We start from the raw sequence: 23043 nt of genomic DNA on the forward strand, positions 1-23043 counted from the left end.
CCGTACCAGGTGTCCTGTCGCGCGCAAGGCGCTCGGCCGGCGACCGCGCTCCGGACGCGATCGACAGATATCCGGACGAGATGATTCCCTGGCGGGCATGACCAACATCGCCGTGACCACCTGGTCCCTGGAGCAGACCGCGCCCACCGACCTCCTCCCGGCCGACGCGCCGCAGGGGGACGTGCGGATCGTGCGCGCCGAGGTGCCCTCCCCCGAGTTCAGCCGCTTCCTGTACGCGTCCGTCGGCGGGGACATCCTGTGGACCGACCGGCTCGGCTGGACGTACGCGCAGTGGCGGGAGCACCTGGAGCGGCCCGGGGCGGAGACATGGGTGGCGTACGACCGGGGCACGCCCGCCGGGTACGTGGAGCTGAGCCCGCAGGACGACGGTGTGGTGGAGATCGAGTACTTCGGGCTGATCCCGGCCTTCCGGGGCCGGCGCATCGGCGGGCACCTGTTGTCGGTCGGCACCGCCCGCGCCTGGGACCTCGCCGACCGCTGGCCGGGCCGGGCGCCCACCAAGCGGGTGTGGCTGCACACGTGCAGCAAGGACGGCGAGTTCGCGATGGACAACTACCTGCGCCGGGGCTTCAAGCTGTTCGACACCAAGGTCGAGGAGGAGCGGGTCCGGCCCACCCCCGGCCCCTGGCCCGGCGCATACCCTGCCTGACCTGCGCCGACAAGACCTCGCGCGGATGTTGTGACCGACGACACCCTTGTTCCACATTTCGGGACAAGGGTGTCCACATGCCGGACGAAGCTGGACTGTGTCCAGATCGCCGTGACACGCTTCCGTCATGTCTGGAACTGGAATTGCCTTGGTGAGTCGGCGGCACGTCGACCTCGGCCGCATGTCCAGCGCCATCTGTCCGGCGAGCTGACACCACCAGCACCGCCGCGTTCCGTTCCCCCGGCTTCCCCTGCGCGATGATGCGCGGGCATGCTCCCGTGCGCCCGTACGCGCAGGTCAGACAGCTTTCCCCGGTCCCGAAGGACGTATCAACCATGGCCGCCAACCCGCAGAACCCCGCCGCCGCGACTCCCCGCCGCAAGGTGAGCCGTCACCGTGGCGAGGGTCAGTGGGCCGCGGGGCACTTCACCCCGCTCAACGGCAACGAGCAGTTCAAGAAGGACGACGACGGTCTCAATGTGCGGACACGCATTGAGACGATCTACTCCAAGCGCGGCTTCGACTCGATCGACCCGAACGACCTGCGCGGCCGGATGCGCTGGTGGGGTCTGTACACCCAGCGCAAGCCCGGGATCGACGGCGGCAAGACCGCGATCCTGGAGCCGGAGGAGCTGGACGACGAGTACTTCATGCTGCGCGTCCGCGTCGACGGCGGCGCCCTGACCACGCAGCAGCTGCGCGTCATCGGCGAGATCTCGCAGGAGTTCGCCCGCGGCACCGCCGACATCACCGACCGGCAGAACGTCCAGTACCACTGGATCCGCATCGAGGACGTGCCCGCGATCTGGGAGCGGCTGGAGGCCGTCGGCCTGTCCACCGTCACCGCGTGCGGCGACACCCCGCGTGTGATGATCGGCTCGCCCGTCGCCGGCATCGCCGAGGACGAGATCATCGACGCCACGCCCGCGCTGGAGGAGATGAAGCGCCGGGTGCTGAACAACCCGGCCTACTCGAACCTCCCCCGCAAGTTCAAGACGGCCATCTCGGGCTCGCCGCTGCTGGACGTGGTGCACGAGATCAACGACGTGGCCTTCGTCGGCGTACGCCACCCCGAGCACGGCCCCGGCTTCGACGTGTGGGTCGGCGGCGGTCTGTCCACCAACCCCAAGCTGGGCGTGCGGCTGGGCGCCTGGGTGCCGATCGACGAGGTCCCGGACGTCTACGAGGGAGTCATCTCGATCTTCCGCGACTACGGCTACCGGCGCCTGCGCAACCGCGCCCGGCTGAAGTTCCTGGTCGCCGACTGGGGCGCGGAGAAGTTCCGCCAGGTGCTGGAGGACGAGTACCTCGGCGGCCGCAAGCTGATCGACGGGCCCGCCCCCGAGCAGCCCGTCCAGCAGTGGCGCGACCACATCGGTGTCCACCGCCAGAAGGACGGCCGCTTCTACGTCGGTTTCGCGCCGCGGGTCGGCCGGGTCGACGGCGCCACCCTGACCAAGATCGCCGACCTGGCGGAGGCGCACGGCTCGGGCCGGGTGCGCACCACGGTCGAGCAGAAGATGATCGTCCTCGACGTCGAGCAGGACCAGGTCGAGTCGCTGGTCGACGAGCTGGAGGCGCTGGACCTCACCGCCCGGCCGTCCTCCTTCCGGCGCGGCACCATGGCCTGCACCGGCATCGAGTTCTGCAAGCTCGCCATCGTCGAGACCAAGCAGCGCGGCTCGCAGCTGATCGACGAGCTGGAGCGCCGCCTGCCGGACTTCGACGAGCCGCTCACCATCAACCTCAACGGCTGCCCCAACGCCTGCGCCCGCATCCAGGTGGCGGACATCGGTCTCAAGGGCCAGCTGGTCCTCGACGACCGGGGCGAGCAGGTGGAGGGCTACCAGGTGCACCTGGGCGGCGCCCTGGGTCTGGAGGCCGGCTTCGGCCGCAAGGTCCGTGGCCTGAAGGTGACCTCCGAGGAACTGCCCGACTACATCGAGCGGGTGCTGAAGCGGTTCCAGGCCGAGCGCGAGGACGGCGAGCGGTTCGCCGCCTGGGCCGCGCGCGCCTCCGAGGAGGCCCTGTCGTGAGCGAGCGCGCCGCCCCCTTCTACTGCCCCTACTGCGGTGACGAGGACCTGCGTCCGAACGAGCAGGGTCACGGCGCATGGGAATGCGCGGCGTGCAACCGCGCATTCCAGTTGAAGTTCCTCGGGCTGCTCGCCCAGGGACTTCAGCCCAACTCGTCTGGAGGGGACCGGATATGACGACGGCTCAGGAAGTGCGCACGGCCGAGGAGCTGAAGGCGCTCGCCGAGCAGGCGGGCCGCGACCTGGAGGACGCCTCCGCGCTGGAGATCCTCCAGTGGGCGGTGGACACCTTCGGCAAGCGGTTCTGCGTGACGTCCTCGATGGAGGACGCGGTGGTCGCCCACCTCGCCTCGCGGGCCATGCCCGGCGTGGACGTGGTGTTCCTGGACACCGGCTACCACTTCGAGGAGACCATCGGCACCCGGGACGCGGTCGAGGCCGTGATGGACGTCAACGTCATCACGCTCACCCCGCGCCGGACGGTCGCCGAGCAGGACGCCGAGTACGGCCCCCGGCTGTACGAGCGCGACCCCGACCTGTGCTGCAAGCTGCGCAAGGTGCAGCCGCTCGAGCAGGGCCTGAAGGACTACACGGCCTGGGCGACCGGGCTGCGCCGCGACGAGTCCCCGACCCGGGCGAACACCCCGGTCGTCGGCTGGGACGAGAAGCGGCAGAAGGTCAAGATCTCGCCGATCGCCCGCTGGACCCAGGACGACGTGGACGCCTACGTCACCGAGCACGGCGTCCTGACCAACCCGCTGCTGATGGACGGCTACACCTCCGTCGGCTGCGCTCCCTGCACCCGCCGGGTGCTGGAGGGCGAGGACGCGCGCGCCGGGCGCTGGGCCGGACGCGCCAAGACCGAGTGCGGGCTGCACGCATGACCATCACCGAGGAGAATCACGTGACGACCGGAGCCACCGTCTGGCTCACGGGTCTGCCGAGCGCCGGCAAGACCACCATCGCGTACGAGCTGGCCGGCCGGCTGCGCGAGGAGGGCCACCGCGTCGAGGTGCTCGACGGCGACGAGATCCGCGAGTTCGTCTCGGCGGGCCTCGGCTTCAGCCGCGAGGACCGGCACACCAATGTGCAGCGCATCGGTTTCGTCGCCGAACTGCTCGCCCGTAACGGCGTGCTGGTGCTCGTCCCGGTCATCGCGCCCTACGCCGACAGCCGGGACGCCGTGCGCAAGCGGCACGAGGCGAACTCCACGGCGTACGTCGAGGTGCATGTGGCGACCCCGGTGGAGGTCTGCTCGGTCCGCGATGTGAAGGGGCTGTACGCCAAGCAGGCCGCGGGCGAGCTGACCGGCCTCACCGGGGTCGACGACCCCTACGAGGAGCCGGAGACGCCCGATCTGCGGATCGAGTCCCAGAACCAGACCGTGCAGGAGTCCGCGGCGTCGGTCCACGCGCTGCTCACCGAAAGGGGCCTGGCATGACGACCGTCGCCACTGTCGACGAGGGCACCGACACCCCGTACGCCCTCTCCCACCTGGACGCGCTGGAGTCCGAGGCCGTCCACATCTTCCGCGAGGTGGCGGGCGAGTTCGAGAAGCCGGTGATCCTGTTCTCCGGCGGCAAGGACTCGATCGTCATGCTGCACCTGGCGCTGAAGGCGTTCACGCCGGCGCCGGTGCCGTTCTCGCTGCTGCACGTGGACACCGGGCACAACTTCCCCGAGGTCATCGAGTACCGCGACCGCACGGTGGAGAAGCACAACCTGCGGCTGCACGTGGCCTCGGTGCAGGACTACATCGACCGCGGTGTCCTCAAGGAGCGCCCGGACGGCACCCGCAACCCGCTGCAGACGCTGCCGCTGACGGAGAAGATCCAGTCGGAGAAGTTCGACGCGGTCTTCGGCGGCGGCCGCCGCGACGAGGAGAAGGCCCGGGCCAAGGAGCGGGTGTTCTCGCTGCGGGACGAGTTCTCGCAGTGGGACCCGCGCCGTCAGCGGCCCGAGCTGTGGAACCTGTACAACGGCCGGCACGCCCCCGGCGAGCACGTCCGGGTCTTCCCGCTGTCCAACTGGACCGAGCTGGACGTGTGGCAGTACATCGCCCGCGAGGGCATCGAGCTGCCGGAGATCTACTTCGCCCACCGCCGGGACGTGTTCCTGCGGAGCGGCATGTGGCTGACGGCCGGTGAGTGGGGCGGGCCGAAGGACGGCGAGACCGTCGAGCAGCGGCTCGTCCGCTACCGGACGGTCGGCGACATGTCCTGCACGGGCGCGGTCGACTCCGACGCCGACACGATCGAGAAGGTGATCGCCGAGATCGCCGCCTCCCGGCTCACCGAGCGCGGTGCGACCCGCGCCGACGACAAGCTGTCCGAGGCCGCGATGGAAGACCGCAAGCGCGAGGGGTACTTCTAGCCATGAGCACGACGACGACCGAGGAACTCTCGGCCACCACCCTGCTGCGGTTCGCCACCGCTGGCTCCGTCGACGACGGCAAGTCCACCCTGGTGGGCAGGCTGCTGCACGACTCCAAGTCGGTCCTCGCCGACCAGCTGGAGGCCGTGGAGCGCGTCTCCGCGAGCCGCGGCCAGGAGGCCCCCGACCTGGCGCTGCTCACCGACGGCCTGCGCGCCGAGCGGGAGCAGGGCATCACCATCGACGTGGCCTACCGCTACTTCGCCACCCCGCGGCGCCGGTTCATCCTGGCCGACACCCCCGGGCATGTGCAGTACACGCGGAACATGGTCACCGGCGCCTCCACGGCCGAGCTGACGGTGATCCTGGTCGACGCCCGCAACGGCGTGGTGGAGCAGACCCGCCGGCACGCGGCGATCGCCGCGCTGCTGCGCGTGCCGCACGTCGTGCTCGCCGTCAACAAGATGGACCTGGTGGACTACCAGGAGCCCGTGTTCGCGGCGATCGCCGAGGAGTTCACGGCGTACGCCCTCGAACTGGGCGTCCCCGAGGTCACCGCGATCCCGATCTCGGCGCTGGAGGGCGACAACGTGGTGGAGCCCTCCGCCCATATGGACTGGTACGGCGGCCCGACCGTCCTGGAGCACCTGGAGACCGTCCCGGTCAGCCACGACCTGGCGCACTGCCACGCGCGGCTGCCCGTGCAGTACGTGATCCGCCCGCAGACCGCCGAGCACCCCGACTACCGCGGCTACGCGGGCCAGATCGCCGCCGGCACCTTCCGCGTCGGCGACGACGTCACCGTCCTGCCGTCCGGCCGTACGACGAAGATCACCGGGATCGACCTGCTGGGCAGCGCGGTCGACGTTGCGTGGACGACCCAGTCGGTGACGGTGCTGCTGGAGGACGACATCGACGTCTCCCGCGGCGACCTGATCGTGCCGACCAAGGACGCGCCGCCGACCACCCAGGACGTCGAGGCGACGGTCTGCCATGTCGCCGACCAGCCGCTGGCCGTCGGGCACCGGGTGCTGATCAAGCACGGAACCCGCACGGTGAAGGCGATCGTCAAGGACATCCCGTCCCGGCTCACCCTCGACGACCTGTCCCTGCACCCGCACCCGGGACAGCTCGTCGCCAACGACATCGGCCGGGTGAAGATCCGCACCGCGGAGCCGCTGCCCGTCGACTCCTACGCCGACTCGCGCCGCACCGGTTCGTTCATCCTGATCGACCCGGCCGACGGCACCACGCTCACCGCGGGCATGGTCGGCGAGTCGTTCGCCGCCCCGGAGCCCGTCAAGGACGGCGCCGAGGACGACGGGTGGGACTTCTGAGCATGAACTCCACCGACTACTACTCCACGTTCGCCAAGGAGGGCGGCCGCGTCGGCAGCGGCGCCGTCGGCAGCGGGCAGGGCGGGGTGGCGCGATGTGTGCGCTGACGTACGCGCACCGCTTGCGCGCCCGCACCCCCCACGCCAGACGAAGACCTGCCGATCTCCCGGCCACGGCCTGAAGAAACCGTGACCGCCGGGCCAACGAGAGGAACACCTCCCGTGCCTGCCAACTCCGCTCTCCGTCGCGCCTTCGCGGTGGTCACCGCACTCCCCCTGCTCACCCTCGCCGCCTGCGGCTACGGCTCCGACGCCGAGGAGACCCCCGCCCAGCAGAAGGTCGCCGCCGGCGCCGAGAAGATCGACGGCCTCGACTCCGTCAAGATCGGCTACTTCGGCAACCTGACCCATGGGACCGCGCTGGTCGGCGTGCAGAAGGGCTTCTTCCAGAAGGCTCTGGGCGCCACCGAGGCCAAGTACCAGATCTTCAACGCCGGCCCGTCCGAGATCGAGGCGCTGAACTCCGGTTCCATCGACATCGGCTGGATCGGCCCCTCCCCGGCGATCAACGGCTACACCAAGTCCAAGGGCACCAACCTGCGGATCATCGGCGGCAGCGCGTCCGGCGGTGTGAAGCTCGTGGTGAACCCGGACAAGATCAAGTCGCTGAAGGACGTCAAGGGCAAGCGGATCGCGACCCCGCAGCTGGGCAACACGCAGGACGTGGCGCTGCTCAACTGGATCGCGGAGCAGGGCTGGAAGGTCGACGCGGAGAGCGGCAAGGGCGACGTGTCCGTGGTCCGCACGGACAACAAGGTCACCCCGGACGCCTACAAGTCGGGTTCCATCGACGGCGCGTGGGTGCCGGAGCCGACCGCCTCGAAGCTGGTCGCCGAGGGCGCGAAGGTGCTGCTGGACGAGGCGGACCTGTGGCCCGACAAGAAGTTCGTGATCACGAACATCATCGTGTCGCAGAAGTTCCTCAAGGAGCACCCGAAGGCCGTCGAGGCCGTGCTGAAGGCGTCGGTCGAGACCAACAAGTGGATCAACGCCAACCCGGACGAGGCCAAGAAGGCGGCCAACACCCGACTCGGCCTGGACTCCGGCAAGGAGCTCAAGCCGGAGGTCCTGGACCCGGCGTGGAAGTCCATCCAGTTCACCGACGACCCGCTGGCGGCGACCCTCAACACCGAGGCGCAGCACGCGGTGAAGGCCGGTCTGCTGGAGGACCCGCGGCTGGACGGCATCTACGACCTGACGCTGCTGAACAAGGTGCTCGCCGCCGCGGGCGAGAGCTCCGTCGACGACGCCGGACTCGGCGCGAAGTAACCCCGTAGACCGAACAGTTCCCAGGAGGTGACGACCATGGCCACCGCGATCGCACAGGCCGAGACCGCCGAGTCGGTCGAGCACGCCGCACGAATCGAGCACGTGTCGAAGTCCTTCGCCACACCCGCCGGGCAGCAGCTCGTCCTCGACGACATCAGCCTCGATGTCGCGCCGGGCGAGTTCGTCACCCTCCTGGGGGCCTCGGGCTGCGGCAAGTCCACTCTGCTGAACCTGGTGGCGGGGCTCGACGCCCCGTCCGCCGGGCACATCACCACCGACGGGCGTCCGGCTCTGATGTTCCAGGAGCACGCCCTGTTCCCGTGGCTGACCGCGGGCAAGAACATCGAACTCGCCCTGAAGCTCAGGGGAGTGCCCAAGAGCGAGCGGCGCGACCGGGCCGAGGAGCTCCTCGAACTCGTCCGCCTGCAGGGCGCGTTCGGCAAGCGGGTGCACGAGCTGTCCGGCGGTATGCGCCAGCGGGTCGCGCTGGCCCGGGCGCTCGCCCAGGACAGCCGGCTGCTGCTGATGGACGAGCCGTTCGCCGCGCTCGACGCCATCACCCGGGACGTGCTGCACGACGAACTGACCCGGATCTGGGCCGAGACGGGCCTGTCCGTGCTGTTCGTGACGCACAACGTGCGCGAGGCGGTACGGCTCGCGCAGCGCGTGGTGCTGCTGTCCTCCCGCCCGGGCCGGATCGCCCGCGAGTGGCGGGTGGACATCCCGCAGCCGCGGCGCATCGAGGACGCCCCGGTGGCCGAACTGTCCCTGGAGATCACCGAAGTACTGCGTGGGGAGATCCGCCGTCATGGCAAGCACTGAGACGACGGACGCCTCCGTCAAGGACGTCCCCGCTGCCGGGAGCGGCGGCCTGGAGGCCGGCCTGGACGCCCTGGAGTCCCAGGCGTCGGGCCGTACGCCGTTCCGCAGGACGTTCCTCGACAAGATCCTCCCGCCGATCGTGGCGGTCGCGCTGGTGCTGGTGATCTGGCAGGCGCTCGTCTCCTTCAAGATCGTCGACGACCCGACCAAGCTGCCGTCGCCCGGCGAGGTCTGGGGCGAGGTCCAGGACGCCTGGCTCAAGGGCACGCTGCTGGACTACATCTGGACGAGCGTCTCGCGCGGTCTGCTCGGCTTCCTGTTCGCGCTGGCGATCGGCACCCCGCTGGGCCTGCTGGTGGCCCGGGTGAAGTTCGTGCGCGCCGCGATCGGACCGATCCTGTCCGGCCTGCAGTCCCTGCCGTCGGTGGCGTGGGTGCCGCCCGCGGTGCTGTGGCTGGGCCTGAACAACTCGATGATGTACGCGGTGATCCTGCTCGGCGCGGTCCCGTCCATCGCCAACGGCCTGGTGTCCGGCATCGACCAGGTGCCGCCGCTGTTCCTGCGGGCGGGCCGCACGATGGGCGCGACCGGCATCAGGGGTGCCCGGTACATCGTGATGCCCGCCGCGCTGCCGGGTTATCTGGCCGGTCTGAAGCAGGGCTGGGCGTTCTCCTGGCGCTCGCTGATGGCCGCGGAGATCATCGCCTCCTCACCGGACCTCGGTGTGGGCCTCGGGCAGCTGCTGGAGAACGGCCGCAACGCCAGCTCCATGCCGATGGTGTTCCTGGCGATCCTGCTGATCCTGATCGTCGGCATCGCGATCGACCTGCTCATCTTCAGCCCGCTGGAGCGGGCGGTGCTGCGCAGCCGCGGTCTGCTGGTGAAGGGCTGATCCCCATGTCCGTGAAGCCGGCTCTCCCCGCCCTCGTGGTCATCGCCCACGGCAGCCGTGACCCGCGGCACGCCGCGACCGTGCACGCCCTCGTGGAGCGGGTGCGGTCGCTGCGGCCGGGGCTGCGCGTGGAGACCGGCTTCCTGGACTTCAACATCCCTTCCGTGCAGGGGGTGCTGGAGTCACTGGCGGCGGAGGGCGTGCGTGATGTCGTCGCCCTCCCCCTCCTGCTGACCCGCGCCTTCCACGCGAAGGCCGACATCCCGGCGGTCCTGCGGGACGCGCCGCGCGGAATGCGCGTCCACCAGGCGGACGTCCTCGGCCCGTCGCCACTGCTGCTGGCCGCCCTGGAGCGCCGGCTGTACGAGGCGGGTCTGAGCCCCGCCGACAAGTCCCGCACGGGGGTCGTCCTGGCCTCGGCGGGCTCCACCGACCCGGAGGCGATCGCGGTGATCGCAGCAATCGCGCGGGAGTGGCGGCACACCGGTTGGTGCGCCGTGCGGCCCGCGTTCGCCTCCGCATCCCTTCCCCGCACCGAGGACGCCGTCCGCGAACTGCGCGCCCTGGGCTGCGAGAAGGTCGCCGTGGCCCCGTACGTCCTGGCCCCCGGGTTCCTCCCGGACCGCATCGCGCGGGGCGCGCAGGAGGCGGACGTACTGGCGGAGGTGCTGGGCGAGGCACCGGAGGTGGCGCACCTGTTGCTGGAGCGCTACGAGAACGCAGCTTTCCGTTCGGGGGCGCGGGGCTTCACTCGATCTGCGGCCACCGCCGCGCGGGCGCGAGAAACCGCGCCGACGCGGCACCCGCAGGACGAAACGAAGGGGCATCCCCTCAGGCGCACCGCCTAACGGCACAGGTCGTCCCCCAGCCGCGTGCGCGCATACCGCACGATCCGCCCGCTGCGCGTCCGGTGCAGCAACCCGGCGTCGTAGAGGATCGTCAGGTGCTGGCTGACGGCCGACGCCGTGACCCCCAGCCGGTGCGCGAGCTCCGTCGTGGACGCCGGCTCCGCCAGCAACAGCAGCAGCCGCGCCCGCGGCCGCCCGAGCAGCCGGACCAGCGCGTCGCCGGTGACCGGGGGCGGCTCCTCGGACAGGGTCGCCCTCCCCCGGGCCGGATACATCAGCACCGGCGGCCGGGAAGGGTCGATCAACGGCTGCGCCCCGCGGGCGAACATCGTCGGCAGCAGCACCATCCCCCGCCCCTCGATGGCCACGTCGGTCCACGGCGCCGGTACGGCGAAGTCCCGTGTGGAGAGCACCAGATGGCTGCCCGTCCAGCTGAGGCGGTCGTCGAGCCCGGCGAACAGCACACCCGCGCCCTGCTCCGCCAGCACCCGCCCCCGGTGGGCGAGGTCGGCCTCCAGGATGCTCTGCACCCGGGGCCACCAGTCGGCGGCCAGGCAGACCCGCCAGTACGCGTCGAGCGCGTCCGTGAGCCGGGTGAGGAACGCGGACGGCTCCGCGAGGCCGCGCGCGACGGCCGGCGGCAGCGGGTGAGCTCGGTAGGCGGCGTGGAAGTCGGCGACGACGATCCCGGCCGGTGTGGCCCGCACCTGCTCCAGTTGTTCGGCGAAGGACGGCCGGGCCCGCTCCGGCCGCGGCGTCAGGAAGTCGGGCACCCACAGCCAGGGCGCGACGACGGCGGTCAGCAGTTCGCGGTCGAGCCCCTCCAGCCGCGGGCGGATGCGCCGCAGCCACGGCCGGTGGTGGGGATACCGGGCCGGGTCGCGCAGGCAGCGCAGCGAGAACACCGCCTCCTGCAGCGGCGAGTACGCGAAGGAGGTCGTGGCGAGGTCACCGACGGCGAAGCGGAACTCGATCATTGAGTGCCACGCTAAATCAATGCCGGTGCATGAGCGCCGCCGGGTTGGCTGTCGGTATGACCACGACACCCACCACTCCGCCGAAGGAGCAGGTCACCCGCGCGGGCGGGCTGCTCCCCACGGACGCCGCCCTGCGTCGAGCCACCGTGCTGACGGCCTTCAACTCCCTCGGCAACGGCCTCTACTTCCCGCTGGGGGTCCTGTACTTCACCCGGATCGTCGGGCTGGACGCCACCGCGGTCGGTGTGGGCCTGACGATCGCCGGGCTGTTCGGGGTGGCGGCGGGGATCCCCGCGGGCCGGGCCGCCGACCGGTGGGGCGCGCGGCAGGTGGGCTCGCTGCTGTGGGGCGGGACCGGAGTGGCCATGGCCACGTACACGCTGGTGCACTCGTACGCCGCGTTCCTGGCGGCCGTGATCGTGTCGACGGCGTTGCAGATGGCGAGCCGGTCGGTGCTGGGCGCGGTGTACGCGGACGTGCTGCCGGCGGCGACGCGGGTGGAGGCGCGCGCCTACCTGCGGATGATCACGAACGTGGGCATGGGCGTGGGTGGCGTGTTCGGTGCGGTGGCCCTGCAACTCGACACACGGGGCGCGTATGTGACGGTCATCCTGCTCAACTGTCTGTCGTTCGCGGCGCCGGCGCTGCTGCTGCGCGGGCTGCCGCTGGCTCCGCATGCGCTGGAGCGGGACCGGCTGCCCGAGGACGCGCCCGCCGCGGACCGCTGGCGGGCGGTGCGGGACCTGCCGTTCCTCACGGTGACTGTCCTCAACGCCGTGCTGGTCATGCAGTACACGCTGAACGACGTGGGGCTGCCGCTGTGGATCGTGGAGCGGACGGACGCGCCCCGCTGGACGGCGGCCATGCTGATGATCGTCAACTGCGTGCTGGTGGCGCTGCTCCAGGTGCGCGTGGCCCGCTCGGCCTCCCGAGTGCCCTCCGCGGTACGGGCGATGGGCTGGGCGGGGCTGCTGCTGGCGGTGGCCTGTGCGGTGTACGCGCTGTCGGCGGGGCTGTCGCCGGTGTGGGCGGTGCTGGCGCTGACGGTGGGCGCGGTGGTGCAGGTGTTCTCCGAGGTGCTGATGGCGGCCGGCGGCTGGACCCTGGGCTACGAGCTGGCCGACTCGCGCGCCCACGGTGTCTACCAGGGCGTGTTCGGGGCGGGCATGTCCGCCGGGATGATGGCGGGGCCGGCGCTGGTCACGGTGACGGCGATCCAGCACGGCACCGCGGGCTGGGCGGTGCTCGGCGTGCTGTTCGCCGTCGCCGGACTCGCGGTGGCCCCCGCGGTGCGCTGGGCGTCGAAGGACACCTGGCGGGGCGAGCCGGCGTAGGGCCGGACATCCGGGCGGCGAGCGCGTGCAGCGCCCGGACTCAGTCGAAGGAGAGGCCGCCGGTGCGGGTGCGCTTCAGCTCGAAGAAGTCGGGGTCGTTCGCCAGCACCCGGAAGCTGTCGAAGAGCCGGGCGGCCCGCTCGCCTCGCGGGACGGCCCGCAGCACGGGGCCGAACCAGACCGTGCCGTCGACGTGCAGGGTGGGCGTGCCGACATAGCCGCCGGTCTCCGGTTCCACGCCGGCCTCGTGGCTGCGGCGCACCGCGTCGTCGTACGACGGGTCGTGCGCGGCGGCCGCCAGGTCGGCGTCCAGGCCGAGTTCGGCGAGACCCTCGGCGACGACGGCGTCGAAGTCCTTGTTCTTCCGCTCGTGGATGCGTGTGCCGAACGCGGTGTACAGATCGCGCAGCACCTTCTCGCCGTGCCGCTCGGCCGCCGCGACGGCGACACGCACCGGGCCTATCGACTTGTCGACCAGTTCCCGGTACCAGTCGGGCAGTTCGTTGCCGATGTTGTGCAGGTAGAGGCTCATGGCGTGGAACCGCAGGTCGAGCGGGCGCTCGCGCTCGACCTCCAGGAGCCAGCGGGAGGTGATCCAGGCGAAGGGGCAGGCGGGGTCGAACCAGAAGTCGACGCGGGTGGGCGCTGCGTTGCTCATGGCTCGACCCTACGGGCCGATCGGCACGGGTTCATGGTCCGATCCGGCTCAGTTTCCCTGCTCCACTTCGGTCCGCGCCTTGTCCGCGAGCCGCACCAGTTCGGCCACCGCAAGGGAGCCCGGTTCCCGCCGCTCTCGCGCGAAGGTGTCGGCGAGGTGCTGGAGCAGCTCGTTGAGCGGGGTCGGCACGCCGTGCAGACGGCCGAGGAGGGCGATCTCGCCGTTGAGGTAGTCCGCCTCGATGGTGCCGGTGCCACGGGCGAGGGACTGCCAGGAGGAACCGCCGCCGCGCGGGGCGCCCTCCAGCGGGACGAGGGTGACCTTGTCGCCGCGCGCGGCCCGCTGTTCCTCCGCGCCGGCGTGGGCGATCCCCGCGGCGTCCAGGACGGTCTCGGCCTCGGCGCGCACCCTCTCGTACAGCGCCACGGCCTCGTCGCTGACGACCGGCCCGGTGACGGCCTCCAGGGCGTTGCCGAGGTTGCCGAGCAGCTTGGCGTACTGCCAGCGCGTCACCTCGGGCACGACGGGGGCCTCGAAGTGCGCCCTCTCCAGATCGGCGGCGATCCGCCGGGCGGTGTCGTCGGTGCCGTGCGGGAAGCGGCCGAGGTGGAGGATGCCGGTGAGGGGGGTGCCCGCGGCGGAGACGACGCCCGGCTCGACGTAGGTGCAGGGCAGCCAGACGCAGACGCCGTACACGCGGCGGAACAGGCGCAGGGCGAGGCGCTGGCTCTCGACGCCGTTCTGGGCGCACAGCAGCGGCAGCCGCTCGGCTGCGGTGGCGCCGCCCGCGACCGGGCGCGGCGCCCACGCGGCGAGCGCGGCGGCACTGTCCTGGGTCTTCACGGCGAGCACCAGGACGTCGTCGGCGCGCAGTTCGCCGAGCGCGTCGGGGCCGTCGACGGCCGGCAGCCGGTGGACGCGGTCCCCGTCCGGGGTCACGAGCCGCAGTCCGCGCTCGCGCAGGGCCCGCTGGTGGGCGCCGCGCGCGACGAGGACGACCTCGTGCCCGGCCTGGGCCAGCCGCCCGCCGATCGTGCCGCCGACGGCTCCCGCTCCGATGATGATGTAGCGCATGACCCGACCCTGTCACGGCCCGGCGGTCAACTCCACGAGTTTCACCACGGTGTTCCAGTTGCGGCTGGTGGCGATCAGGCCCTTGGTCAGGCGGGGGCGGGCGAGATCGCCGGCCAGCCTGGAGCGGCCGAGGCCGTCCGGGGCGTAGAGGTAGAGGCAGCGGTCGCCGAGGCGGAACTCCTCGGGGAGGTAGGCGTCCCGGTCGAGCTCCGCGAAGCGGTCCTCGGTGACGGGGACGGAGAAGTAGGTGACGTGGAGCTGCTTGGGCTCCAGCTCGGCGGCGGGGAAGGGGCAGTCGCCCGCGACGGCCGCGAGATAGGCGTGGTCGCGCACGATCACGTCCACGGCGAACCCGAACCGCTTCTCGATGGCGCCGGCCAGTTCCGCGGCGAGGGAGTCCTCGTCGCCGTGGCCGCTGCTGAAGACGGCCTGTCCGCTCTGCAGGTAGGTGCGCACCCCGTCGTACCCGAGACCCTCCATGAGCGTGCGCAGTTCCGCCATCGGGACTTTCCTGCTGCCGCCCACGTTGATCCCGCGCAGCAGCGCCGCATATGTCGTCATGGACACACCCTAGGACGGCCGCCGTGCCCCGTGGGGGCGGGCGCGGCGGCCTCGCGAAACTCTGGCCGATGGGTCGGCGTGGATCAACACCTACACACGTTTGTGACTTCTTCAACAAGGTTTCGTAATCACAAACCGGATGTCTGCACCCTGATCGTCTTCCCCGAGATCCTCGAACAGATGTAGGGGACACCCTCCTCCTGGAAGGGGAGGGAACAGGTATCCGAGCGGATGATCCACCGGTGCCCCACTTCACCGGGCAGCACGACGAGAAGTCCTTATCCGGCCCATACCTTCGAGGAGAAAGGTGGCGGCAGGGGGCTGTCACCGCTCACAGGGGGGCAAGCCCGTCATGGCGAACGGAGACAGAAGGGTGCGTGGCCTGGCCGCGCGGGCCGGCGGCTGGAGCGCCCGCCATCGATGGGCGGCCGTGGGCGTATGGGTGCTGTTCGTCGTGCTGGCGATGGGGCTCGGCTCGGCGTCCGGGATGGTGATGGTCAAGGACAGCGACCAGCTCAAGGGCGAGACGCACACCGCGGCGAAGCTCGCCGAGGACGCCGGCATCGACGAGCCGGCCGGCGAGACGGTCCTCATCCAGTCGAGGGACGGTTCGGTCAGGTCCACCGACGCCGAGTTCCGCACCGCCGTCGACGCGGTCGTCGAGGCCGTCGAGGGCACCGGCGCGGTCACCGACGTGACCTCGCCCTACGACACCGGGACCATCTCCGAGGACGGCCGCAGCGCGCTGGTGCAGTTCGACATGCGCGGCGAGGCGGACACCGCCGGCGAGCGGGTGGAGCCCGTGCTCAACGCCGTGGAGAAGGTCCAGAAGGACCACAAGTCGCTGCGGATCGAGGAGATCGGCGGCGCCAGCATGATGAAGACGTTCGACGACGCGTTCGGCGACGACTTCAAGAAGGCCGAGTACTCCGCCGTGCCGGTCGCCCTCGGCATCCTGCTGATCGCCTTCGGCGCCCTGGTGGCCGCGCTGCTGCCGGTGGTGCTGGCGATGACCGCGATCATGGCGACGATGGGCCTGATGGGCCTCGCGAGCCATGTCGTGCCGATGGGTGACAGCGCCAGCTCCGTCATGCTGCTGGTCGGTATGGCCGTCGGCGTCGACTACTGCCTGTTCTACCTGCGCCGCGAGCGTGAGGAGCGCGCGGCGGGCCGTGACCCGCAGACCGCGCTGCGGATCGCCGCCGCCACCAGCGGCCGGGCCATCGTGGTCTCCGGCGTCACGGTGTGCGTGGCGATGGCGGGCATGCTGTTCACCGGCCTCGCCGAGTTCGAGGCGATGGGTCTGGCCTCGCTGATGGCCGTGGCGGTCGCGATGGTCGGCTCGGTCACGGTGCTGCCCGCGCTGCTGTCGTTGCTCGGCGAGCGCGTCGAGAAGGGCCGTCTGCCGTTCCTGCGCCGCCGCACCAAGGGCGGCAACGGCGAGAGCCGCTTCTGGAGCGCCGTCCTCAAGGGCGTCCTGGCCAAGCCGGTCGTCTCCGTGGTGGTCGCCACCGGCGCGCTGCTGGCGGTCGCCGCGCCCGCGGTCGGCATGAAGACCCAGCAGCTCACCCTGGACCAGGAGTTCGGCGACTCGCTGCCGATCGTGCAGACGTACACCCGGCTGAACGAGGCCTTCCCCGGCGGCAGCGACCCGGCCGAGGTCGTCGTCAAGGCCGACGACATCAACGCCCCCGAGGTGAAGGCCGCACTCGCCGACTTCCGCGAGCGGGCCGTCAGTTCCGGTGCCTCCCGCGGCCCGGTCGAGATCAAGCTGCACGACGAGCAGAACCTCGCCTTCGTCTACGTCCCGCTGGTCGGCGGCTCCGACATGGACAAGGCCGGAGCGAGCCTGGACAAGCTGCGCGACGAGGTGCGGCCCGCGACGCTGGGCAAGGTCGAGGGCGTCGAGGCGCCGATCACCGGTCAGGTCGCCGGTTCCCGCGACTTCAACGACCAGCTGGCCGGCTCGGTGACCCCGGTGTTCGCCTTCGTGGTGGTGTTCGCCTTCGTGCTGATGCTGCTGTCCTTCCGCTCGCTGACGGTCGCGATCACCTCGATCGTGCTCAACCTGCTGTCGGTGGGCTCCGCGTACGGCATCCTCGTCGCGGTCTTCCAGCACGGCTGGGGCGCGTCCCTGGTGGGCGCGGAGGGCGTCGGCGCGATCGTCAGCTGGCTGCCGCTGTTCCTGTTCGTGATCCTGTTCGGCCTGTCGATGGACTACCACGTGTTCGTGGTCTCCCGGATCCGCGAGGCCCGGCTGCGGGGCCGTACGACGAAGGACGCCATCGCCCACGGGGTGGTCACCACGGCCGGTGTCGTCACCAGCGCCGCGGTCATCATGGTCGCCGTGTTCGCGATCTTCGGCACGCTGTCCATGCAGTCGATGAAGCAGATGGGCGTGGGCCTGGCGGCCGCGGTCCTCATCGACGCGACGGTCATCCGCGGTGTGCTCCTGCCCGCGGTGATGGCGCTGCTCGGTGAGCGCAACTGGTACCTGCCCAAGTGGCTGCACCGGCTGCCCGACCTCACGCACGACGAGGCGCCGGAGGCCATCGAGGAGCAGGAGGTGAGCGGGGGCGAGCCCGTCCGGGTCTGACACCGCGCACCGCTGAGGGCCCGCCGGCTCCTTCGGGAACCGGCGGGCCCTTCGGCACGTCCTCATGGCCGACCGAACAGCGGCCGACCGAACTGCTGAATGTCTGTCACCTCGGGGGAGGACGGCACATGGACGTCACCATGGACCGGCGCACGCTGCTGCGCGGCGCGCTCGCCGGAGCGGCCGCGGCACCGGCCGCCGGACTGCTGACCACGGGCACCGCCGAAGCGGCGCCCGCGGCGTTCGACGTACTGCTCGGGGACGTCACCTCGGGCACGATCTACCAGTTCGACCGGAACAGGCCCTTCACGCGGGGCAATGTGAAGTGGTCGTTCAAGCCCTCCGGCGGGCACCCGATGGAGCACCGGCTCCGCGACACCGCGGGCGACGGCCGCGTCCTGCTGATCGCGACCGGCACCCGGGACGGCGGAGTGGCGAGCATCCGCCGCCGCAGCGACAACAAGCTGCTGTGGTCGGCGTCGTTCGGCACCTATCTGCACGCCGTCGAACGGGCGCGCGGCACCGGTGTCGTGGTGGTCGCGGGCCGCAGCCGGGGTCCCGCGCCGGGCGGTGACGGGGGCGCCACCAGGGGCGGGAAGATCTACGTCTACCGGCCCACCGACCGGTACAGCCGCTCGCTGGTCAAGGCCCAGCAGTTCGACTTCCACCAGGCGCACGGACTGCTGTGGGACCCGCAGCTGGAGCGCATGTGGGTCATCGGCGGCAGTGTGCTCCAGGCGTACCGGATCGTGACCACGGCCAGTTCCGCCAGGCTGGTCGCCGACCCCGACCGCAAGGTCGAGGTGACCCGGGGCCACGACGTCCAGCCCGACTGCACCAGCCCCGGCCGGCTGCTGTTCACCGACACAGGCGGCGTGTACAGCTACGACAAGGCCACCAGGACGGTGAAGAAGCTCTACGGCCGCCGCAAGGTGAAGTCCTTCGTGCGGCACGCCTCCGGCGAGGAGATGTGGACCGGCGCCGAGGACGGGGGCAGCGCCTTCGGCACCAAGTGGGTCCACTTCAACACGGCGGGCGCCCGCGATCTGCGGGTGGGCAGCAGCCCGGTGGTGTACAAGGCGCGGATCCTCGATCCGGACTATCTGTAGGAGTTCCGCCGGTCTGGGCCCCGCGCGACGGGCGGGGCCGTCCGGTCCCCGCTCAACGGGCGGGCAGCTCGGCCTCGATGAGGTCCGCCGCCCGCCGCGTGCCGCCCTCCTCCGCCATCCCGGCCCTGATCTCCGCCAGCCGGCGGGCCACCTCCGGGTCGTCGAGCAGGTCGAGGGCGGCGGTGCGCAGGGCCTGCGCGGTGGCCTCCTCCGTCGGCAGGTGCCGGGCGACGCCGAGGGCCTGGAGCATGTCGGCGTTGCCGAACTGGTCGACGGCCTGCGGTACGGCGATCATCGGCGTGCCGGTGGCGAGGCCCTCCTGGCTGCCGCCGGCCCCGGCGTGGGTGACGAACAGGTCGGCCTGCTTGAGCACCGCCAACTGCGGGACCCAGGAGTGCACTTCGACGTTGCCGGGGGTCTCCCCCAGCTCGGCCGGGTCCACGCTCCTGCCGATCTGGAGCACCACGTGCCAGCCGGGCAGGCCGGCGAAGGCCTTGACGCACTCGCGGTAGAAGGCGGGCTGCTTGGTGAAGGACGAGCCGAGCGAGACCAGGACGACCTTCTCGGCGCCGGCGGGCCGCTGCCAGCCGCCCTCGTCGGAGCGGTCGCCCTGGCAGGCGCCGACGAACGTGTACACCGTCTCGTCGACCCGGTCGGCGTTCGGCTGGAGCGCCTTGGGGATCAGCACCAGGGAGCGGTCGGGGCGGCCCATGAACGGGTCGGGGTGCAGGTCGATGCCGTTCTCCCGCAGCCAGGCCTCGAAGCGGGCGTAGTAGGCGCGGCCCCGCTCGGTCTTCTTCGGCTCCTCCCACATCGGCTCGGCGACCTCCTGCTCGTAGCCCTTCCAGGCGACGAGGTTCGGGGACAGGGAGATCGCGGGGACGCCCCAGCGGTGGGCGAGGACCCGGGCCGGGTAGGAGGTGATGTCGTGGATCACGAGGTCGGGTTCGTCGCCGTCGTAGGCCTCGATGAGCTGGGGCAGCGCCTGGACGGCGTCGTCCAGGAACGGCTCGACGTTGTCCAGCAGAGTGGTCCCCCAGGCCGACGGGTCGTCGTCGGGGGTGGGCAGGGTGGAGTTCCACGGCTTGACCTCGGCGCCGGTGGCGGCGACCTTCTCCGCGAAGATCGGCGGGATCGCGTACGTCACCCGGTGACCGCGCGCGACGAGCTCGCGGATCACCTCGAGGCTGGGGTTCACATGGCCGTGGGCGGCGATGGAGAACATGGCGATGTGTGCGGGCTGCGTCATCATGCCCACGAGACTAGACGAGACGAGACGTCTCGTACAATCTTTTTCCGGAGCGGCCGAGAACTCGGTGCGCCCCGTCAGCGCTGATAGCGGGCCAGCACCAGATTCCCGTCCTCCTCCAGCCGCCTCTTCAGCTCGTCCAGCCCGATCGCACCGCTGTAGTACTCCTGGAACGCCGGGGTCGCCACCTTGTCCTTCCACTCCGGGTAGCCCCGTACGGACTGCGCGGGCGCCGGCCGCAGATGGGCGGCGAGCGCGGTGCCGGTCGCCCAGTCGTGGCGCGTGGTGTGCAGGGCGGGGTCGGCGAGGGCCCGCTCGCCCGTCGGCAGCATCCAGTCGCCGAGGGCGAGGCGGACCATGTTCCGCGGCCGCAGCAGGAAGTCCAGGAACGCGGCCGCCTCCTTCTTGTGCGGGCTGTCCTCGGCGATGGACAGGGTCTGCGGGCTGACGCCCTGCGCGAGTCCGCCGGCGCCCGCGGGGGCGGGCAGCACCTGCCAGTCGAAGCCCTCGGGGGCCTGCTGCACGATCTGCTGGCGGTAGGAGAAGCCGAGCGGGACCATCGCGTACCGGCCGCCGAAGAACCCCGGCAGCGTGTCCGAGCCGCCGCTGCCGAGGGTGGTGTCGGAGGCGCTGCGGTCGGTGCCGACCTGATGGTGGATCGTGCTCGGCACGACCTCGTCGCCCGCCTCGAAGCGGACGGTGACCTTGCCGTCGGGGCCCCGGTGGAACAGCCTGCCGCCCGCCGACAAGGAGAGGTTGAGCGTGGCGGACACGGGCTCCCTCAGGGGCCAGGCCACACCGAACTTCCCGTCGCCGCTGAGGCGCCGGGTGACCTCCCGGAACTCCGGCCAGGTCCAGGGGTGTTCCGGCGTCGGTATCCGCACACCGGACTGCTTCAGCCGGCGCGCGTCGGCGATCAGCACCCGGGGCTCCTGGAGGAAGGGCACCCCGTAGACGCCGTCCCCGAAGGTCGTCGTCTCCCAACTGCGGTCCGGGATGTCGGACTTCAGCCGCGGTGACAGCAGCTCCGTCAGATCGGCGAGATAGCCGCCGTAGGCGAAGTCGGCCAGGTCGTCGGAGGCGTCGTGGATGATGTCGGGCGCCTCGCCGCCCTCGAAGGAGGTCAGCAGCTGGTCGTGCACGCTGTCCCAGCTGCCCTGGACGTACTCGACGCGGATGTCCGGGTGGACCGCGTTCCACTCCGCGACCAGCTCCTTGTTGACCGCGACGGACTCCTCCTGCCAGGCGAGGGACTGGAAGCGGAGGGTGATACGGCCGGAGTCGGGACGGTCGTCGCCGGCGCAGGCGGTGAGCAGCAGGGCCATGACCACGGCCAGGACCAGTCGTGCGCGCATCAGCTCTTCACCGCCCCGGCGACCAGACCGCCCGTGATCCGGCGCTGGACTGCGGCGAAGACGACCAGCGAGGGCAGCGTCGCGAGGAACGCGGCGGCGGCCAGCGGGCCGAGGTCGGCGACGCCCTCCGCGCCGATGAAGTGGGTGAGCACCACCGGCAGGGTCTGCTTCTCCGGGGTCTTCAGCAGCACCAGCGCGAAGAAGAACTCGTTCCACGCGGTGACGAACGCGAACAGCCCCGTCGCCACGATCCCCGGCCCCAGCAGCGGCGCGGTCACCGACACCAGCGTCCGCAGCCGGCCGGCCCCGTCGACGGCCGCCGCCTCCTCCAGCTCGACCGGCACCGCCCGGACATAGCCGGCCAGCATCCACAGCGCGAACGGCAGCGCCCACACCACGTACACGGCGATCAGCCCCGCCACCGAGTCGATCAGCCGCAGGTTCTTCAGCACCAGGAACAGCGGGATGATCACCAGCACGAACGGGAACGCCTGGCTGACCACCACCCAGCCGCTCGCCGCCCGCGACAGCCTGCCGCGGTGCCGCGCCAGCACATACGCCATCGGCGTGGCCACCAGCACGGCGATCACCGCCGCCGCACCCGCCGCCAGCAGGGAGTTGGCCGCGGCGCGCAGCAGCGGCTGTTCGTCGAAGGCCTGCCGGAAGTTGGCGAGCGTGGGGTCCCTCGGGATCCAGGCCGGGTCCAGACCGGCCAGTTCCCGGGGCGGTTTGAACGCCGTGGACACCAGCCAGAGGAACGGCAGCGCCAGGAACGCCAGATACGCGAGCAGCGCGAGGTACTGCCCGCCGCGGGCCGCCTTCCCCGTCCTCATGCCTCGTCACCTCCCCCGAGCCGCCCCGCCAGGAAGACGGCCAGCAGCACCGAGATCACCGCGACCATCACACAGCCCATCGCCGCCGCGTAGCCGAACTGGCCGTACCGGAAGGCCTCCTCGTACGCGAACAGCATGGGCAGCCGGGTGCGGCCGCCGGGTCCGCCGCTGGTGAGCACATAGACCAGGGCGAAGGAGTTGAAGTTCCAGATGAGGTTGAGCGCGGTGATGGCGAGCGCCACCGGTCTGAGCGCCGGCCAGGTGACCGCGCGGAAGCGCCTCCAGGCGCCGGCCCCGTCCAGGGCGGCCGCCTCGTGCAGTTCCCCCGGGGTGTTCTGCAGTCCGGCGAGCAGGGCGACCGTCGTCTGCGGCATACCGGCCCACACGCCGACGACGATCACCGCGGGCAGCGCGGTGGCCAGTCCGCTCAGCCAGTCCCGGCCGTCGCCGAGGCCCAGTCCGCGCAGGGTGTCGTTGAGGACGCCCGCGTCCGGGTTGTAGACCAGCCGCCACATCACCCCGACCACGACCTCCGGCATGGCCCACGGCACGATCGCCAGGGCCCGCGCGAGCCAGCGCAGCCGGAGGTCCTGGTTCAGCAGCAGGGCCAGCCCGAGCGCGAGCAGGAACTGCGGCACGGTCACCCCGACGGCCCACACCAGCCCGATCCGGAACGACTCCCAGAACAGCGTGTCGTGCAGCAGGTCGCGGAAGTTGAGCGCCCCGATCCACCGGGTGGCCTGGGTGCGCCCCGACTGTGCGTCGGTGAACGCCAGCAGGATGCCGTAGAGCAGCGGTCCCACGCTCAGCAGCAGGATCGGGATCAGCGCGGGCAGGACGAGGAACCAGGCCCCTCCTGGCGCGGGCCCGCCCCGCGAAGGCGGCGGTGATCGCCGTGCGGGCCGCTTCGTCGCGGTCACCAAGGTCACGTGATCGGCTCCTCTGACGGCTTGCCACGATCTCGGACTGGGCCCCGTCATGGTCGTGACGGG

22 protein-coding genes and 1 pseudogene are annotated in these 23043 nt (G+C 71.3%); 15 read left to right on the forward strand and 8 right to left on the reverse strand.

Annotated elements, in window-relative coordinates:
• Positions 1 to 97 precede the first annotated feature (97 nt).
• The 12 genes from ACIGXJ_RS27020 to ACIGXJ_RS27075 all read left to right on the forward strand — a co-directional run bounded on the left by ACIGXJ_RS27020 (position 98) and on the right by ACIGXJ_RS27075 (position 10305).
• On the forward strand, positions 98 to 670 hold the full coding sequence (locus tag ACIGXJ_RS27020; protein WP_399650325.1) for a GNAT family N-acetyltransferase: 573 nt from the start codon (positions 98 to 100) through the stop codon (positions 668 to 670).
• Between the two features lie 127 nt (positions 671 to 797).
• Positions 798 to 881 carry a putative leader peptide gene (locus tag ACIGXJ_RS27025; RefSeq protein ID WP_309486338.1) on the forward strand — a complete coding sequence of 28 codons (84 nt, stop codon included), beginning with the start codon at positions 798 to 800 and terminating at the stop codon, positions 879 to 881.
• 124 nt (positions 882 to 1005) lie between these two features.
• Positions 1006 to 2706: a nitrite/sulfite reductase gene (locus ACIGXJ_RS27030; protein WP_399650327.1), complete on the forward strand. Its 1701-nt coding sequence runs from the start codon at positions 1006 to 1008 to the stop codon at positions 2704 to 2706.
• A complete protein-coding gene (locus tag ACIGXJ_RS27035) occupies positions 2703 to 2882 on the forward strand; it encodes a hypothetical protein (protein WP_399650330.1) in 180 nt (59 codons plus the stop codon). The genes ACIGXJ_RS27030 and ACIGXJ_RS27035 overlap by 4 nt, the downstream gene beginning before the upstream one ends.
• Positions 2879 to 3589: a phosphoadenylyl-sulfate reductase gene (locus ACIGXJ_RS27040; protein WP_399650332.1), complete on the forward strand. Its 711-nt coding sequence runs from the start codon at positions 2879 to 2881 to the stop codon at positions 3587 to 3589. Before ACIGXJ_RS27035 ends, ACIGXJ_RS27040 begins: the two co-directional genes overlap by 4 nt.
• The gene (gene cysC / locus ACIGXJ_RS27045; protein ID WP_399650335.1) at positions 3586 to 4146 is read left to right on the forward strand and encodes an adenylyl-sulfate kinase; all 561 of its coding nucleotides are present in this window, start codon (positions 3586 to 3588) and stop codon (positions 4144 to 4146) included. Before ACIGXJ_RS27040 ends, cysC begins: the two co-directional genes overlap by 4 nt.
• Complete coding sequence (cysD, locus tag ACIGXJ_RS27050) at positions 4143 to 5078, forward strand: sulfate adenylyltransferase subunit CysD (protein ID WP_399650338.1); 936 nt, start codon at positions 4143 to 4145, stop codon at positions 5076 to 5078. Before cysC ends, cysD begins: the two co-directional genes overlap by 4 nt.
• 2 nt (positions 5079 to 5080) lie before the next feature.
• Positions 5081 to 6415: a sulfate adenylyltransferase subunit 1 gene (locus ACIGXJ_RS27055; protein ID WP_399650341.1), complete on the forward strand. Its 1335-nt coding sequence runs from the start codon at positions 5081 to 5083 to the stop codon at positions 6413 to 6415.
• A 221-nt stretch (positions 6416 to 6636) separates the two neighbouring features.
• Entirely contained in the window at positions 6637 to 7743 is a 1107-nt protein-coding gene (locus ACIGXJ_RS27060) for an aliphatic sulfonate ABC transporter substrate-binding protein (protein ID WP_399650343.1), read from the forward strand.
• Positions 7744 to 7779: 36 nt separating this feature from the next.
• Positions 7780 to 8565, forward strand: a complete 786-nt coding sequence (locus tag ACIGXJ_RS27065) for an ABC transporter ATP-binding protein (RefSeq protein ID WP_399650346.1) — start codon at positions 7780 to 7782, stop codon at positions 8563 to 8565.
• Positions 8552 to 9457 carry an ABC transporter permease gene (locus ACIGXJ_RS27070; RefSeq protein ID WP_399650348.1) on the forward strand — a complete coding sequence of 302 codons (906 nt, stop codon included), beginning with the start codon at positions 8552 to 8554 and terminating at the stop codon, positions 9455 to 9457. Before ACIGXJ_RS27065 ends, ACIGXJ_RS27070 begins: the two co-directional genes overlap by 14 nt.
• A 5-nt stretch (positions 9458 to 9462) precedes the next feature.
• A complete protein-coding gene (locus ACIGXJ_RS27075; RefSeq protein ID WP_399650350.1) occupies positions 9463 to 10305 on the forward strand; it encodes a sirohydrochlorin chelatase in 843 nt (280 codons plus the stop codon).
• Here the strand turns inward: ACIGXJ_RS27075 and ACIGXJ_RS27080 are convergent.
• Complete coding sequence (locus ACIGXJ_RS27080) at positions 10302 to 11282, reverse strand: helix-turn-helix domain-containing protein (protein WP_399650352.1); 981 nt, start codon at positions 11280 to 11282, stop codon at positions 10302 to 10304. The two genes, ACIGXJ_RS27075 and ACIGXJ_RS27080, sit on opposite strands and share 4 nt — an antisense overlap.
• 56 nt (positions 11283 to 11338) lie before the next feature.
• Between ACIGXJ_RS27080 and ACIGXJ_RS27085 the strand changes: the two genes are divergently transcribed.
• The gene (locus ACIGXJ_RS27085) at positions 11339 to 12616 is read left to right on the forward strand and encodes an MFS transporter (RefSeq protein ID WP_399650354.1); all 1278 of its coding nucleotides are present in this window, start codon (positions 11339 to 11341) and stop codon (positions 12614 to 12616) included.
• Positions 12617 to 12656: 40 nt separating this feature from the next.
• On the opposite strand, the gene ACIGXJ_RS27090 is transcribed toward ACIGXJ_RS27085, so the two are convergent.
• The 3 genes from ACIGXJ_RS27090 to ACIGXJ_RS27100 are packed head-to-tail and all read right to left on the reverse strand — an operon-like array spanning position 12657 to position 14909.
• Complete coding sequence (locus ACIGXJ_RS27090) at positions 12657 to 13274, reverse strand: DsbA family protein (RefSeq protein ID WP_399650356.1); 618 nt, start codon at positions 13272 to 13274, stop codon at positions 12657 to 12659.
• A 48-nt stretch (positions 13275 to 13322) separates the two neighbouring features.
• Positions 13323 to 14348, reverse strand: a complete 1026-nt coding sequence (locus ACIGXJ_RS27095; RefSeq protein WP_399650359.1) for a ketopantoate reductase family protein — start codon at positions 14346 to 14348, stop codon at positions 13323 to 13325.
• A 12-nt stretch (positions 14349 to 14360) separates the two neighbouring features.
• Complete coding sequence (locus ACIGXJ_RS27100) at positions 14361 to 14909, reverse strand: DUF1697 domain-containing protein (protein WP_399650361.1); 549 nt, start codon at positions 14907 to 14909, stop codon at positions 14361 to 14363.
• Between the two features lie 352 nt (positions 14910 to 15261).
• Here ACIGXJ_RS27100 and ACIGXJ_RS27105 point away from each other — a divergent pair, with 352 nt between their 5' ends.
• Positions 15262 to 17505 (forward strand): MMPL family transporter, encoded by a 2244-nt coding sequence (locus ACIGXJ_RS27105; protein WP_399650364.1) that lies wholly within the window; start codon positions 15262 to 15264, stop codon positions 17503 to 17505.
• Between the two features lie 128 nt (positions 17506 to 17633).
• Entirely contained in the window at positions 17634 to 18614 is a 981-nt protein-coding gene (locus tag ACIGXJ_RS27110) for a hypothetical protein (protein WP_399650366.1), read from the forward strand.
• Positions 18615 to 18666: 52 nt separating this feature from the next.
• Here ACIGXJ_RS27110 and ACIGXJ_RS27115 read toward each other — a convergent pair.
• The 4 genes and pseudogenes from ACIGXJ_RS27115 to ACIGXJ_RS27130 all read right to left on the reverse strand — a co-directional run bounded on the left by ACIGXJ_RS27115 (position 18667) and on the right by ACIGXJ_RS27130 (position 22980).
• Positions 18667 to 19951, reverse strand: a pseudogene (locus tag ACIGXJ_RS27115) (glycosyltransferase).
• Positions 19941 to 21218, reverse strand: a complete 1278-nt coding sequence (locus ACIGXJ_RS27120) for an ABC transporter substrate-binding protein (protein WP_399650369.1) — start codon at positions 21216 to 21218, stop codon at positions 19941 to 19943. Before ACIGXJ_RS27120 ends, ACIGXJ_RS27115 begins: the two are co-directional and overlap by 11 nt.
• Complete coding sequence (locus ACIGXJ_RS27125) at positions 21218 to 22051, reverse strand: carbohydrate ABC transporter permease (RefSeq protein ID WP_399650373.1); 834 nt, start codon at positions 22049 to 22051, stop codon at positions 21218 to 21220. Before ACIGXJ_RS27125 ends, ACIGXJ_RS27120 begins: the two co-directional genes overlap by 1 nt.
• Positions 22048 to 22980 (reverse strand): carbohydrate ABC transporter permease, encoded by a 933-nt coding sequence (locus ACIGXJ_RS27130; RefSeq protein ID WP_399650376.1) that lies wholly within the window; start codon positions 22978 to 22980, stop codon positions 22048 to 22050. Before ACIGXJ_RS27130 ends, ACIGXJ_RS27125 begins: the two co-directional genes overlap by 4 nt.
• Positions 22981 to 23043: the final 63 nt, after the last annotated feature.

The sequence above is a fragment of the Streptomyces sp. NPDC053367 genome, from assembly GCF_044545925.1.
GTDB lineage: Bacteria > Actinomycetota > Actinomycetes > Streptomycetales > Streptomycetaceae > Streptomyces.

What these genes read in the sequence shown, in the direction of transcription:
- ACIGXJ_RS27065 (WP_399650346.1), top strand. Translation starts at nt 7,780, where the DNA reads ATGGCCACCGCGATCGCACAGGCCGAGACCGCCGAGTCGGTCGAGCAC.
- ACIGXJ_RS27105 (WP_399650364.1), top strand. Translation starts at nt 15,262, where the DNA reads ATGGCGAACGGAGACAGAAGGGTGCGTGGCCTGGCCGCGCGGGCCGGC.
- ACIGXJ_RS27030 (WP_399650327.1), top strand. Translation starts at nt 1,006, where the DNA reads ATGGCCGCCAACCCGCAGAACCCCGCCGCCGCGACTCCCCGCCGCAAG.
- ACIGXJ_RS27100 (WP_399650361.1), bottom strand. Translation starts at nt 14,909, where the DNA reads ATGACGACATATGCGGCGCTGCTGCGCGGGATCAACGTGGGCGGCAGC.
- ACIGXJ_RS27040 (WP_399650332.1), top strand. Translation starts at nt 2,879, where the DNA reads ATGACGACGGCTCAGGAAGTGCGCACGGCCGAGGAGCTGAAGGCGCTC.
- ACIGXJ_RS27020 (WP_399650325.1), top strand. Translation starts at nt 98, where the DNA reads ATGACCAACATCGCCGTGACCACCTGGTCCCTGGAGCAGACCGCGCCC.
- ACIGXJ_RS27070 (WP_399650348.1), top strand. Translation starts at nt 8,552, where the DNA reads ATGGCAAGCACTGAGACGACGGACGCCTCCGTCAAGGACGTCCCCGCT.
- ACIGXJ_RS27085 (WP_399650354.1), top strand. Translation starts at nt 11,339, where the DNA reads ATGACCACGACACCCACCACTCCGCCGAAGGAGCAGGTCACCCGCGCG.
- ACIGXJ_RS27090 (WP_399650356.1), bottom strand. Translation starts at nt 13,274, where the DNA reads ATGAGCAACGCAGCGCCCACCCGCGTCGACTTCTGGTTCGACCCCGCC.
- ACIGXJ_RS27095 (WP_399650359.1), bottom strand. Translation starts at nt 14,348, where the DNA reads ATGCGCTACATCATCATCGGAGCGGGAGCCGTCGGCGGCACGATCGGC.
- ACIGXJ_RS27110 (WP_399650366.1), top strand. Translation starts at nt 17,634, where the DNA reads ATGGACGTCACCATGGACCGGCGCACGCTGCTGCGCGGCGCGCTCGCC.
- ACIGXJ_RS27120 (WP_399650369.1), bottom strand. Translation starts at nt 21,218, where the DNA reads ATGCGCGCACGACTGGTCCTGGCCGTGGTCATGGCCCTGCTGCTCACC.
- ACIGXJ_RS27080 (WP_399650352.1), bottom strand. Translation starts at nt 11,282, where the DNA reads ATGATCGAGTTCCGCTTCGCCGTCGGTGACCTCGCCACGACCTCCTTC.
- cysC (WP_399650335.1), top strand. Translation starts at nt 3,586, where the DNA reads ATGACCATCACCGAGGAGAATCACGTGACGACCGGAGCCACCGTCTGG.
- ACIGXJ_RS27075 (WP_399650350.1), top strand. Translation starts at nt 9,463, where the DNA reads ATGTCCGTGAAGCCGGCTCTCCCCGCCCTCGTGGTCATCGCCCACGGC.
- ACIGXJ_RS27055 (WP_399650341.1), top strand. Translation starts at nt 5,081, where the DNA reads ATGAGCACGACGACGACCGAGGAACTCTCGGCCACCACCCTGCTGCGG.
- ACIGXJ_RS27025 (WP_309486338.1), top strand. Translation starts at nt 798, where the DNA reads ATGTCTGGAACTGGAATTGCCTTGGTGAGTCGGCGGCACGTCGACCTC.
- ACIGXJ_RS27125 (WP_399650373.1), bottom strand. Translation starts at nt 22,051, where the DNA reads ATGAGGACGGGGAAGGCGGCCCGCGGCGGGCAGTACCTCGCGCTGCTC.
- cysD (WP_399650338.1), top strand. Translation starts at nt 4,143, where the DNA reads ATGACGACCGTCGCCACTGTCGACGAGGGCACCGACACCCCGTACGCC.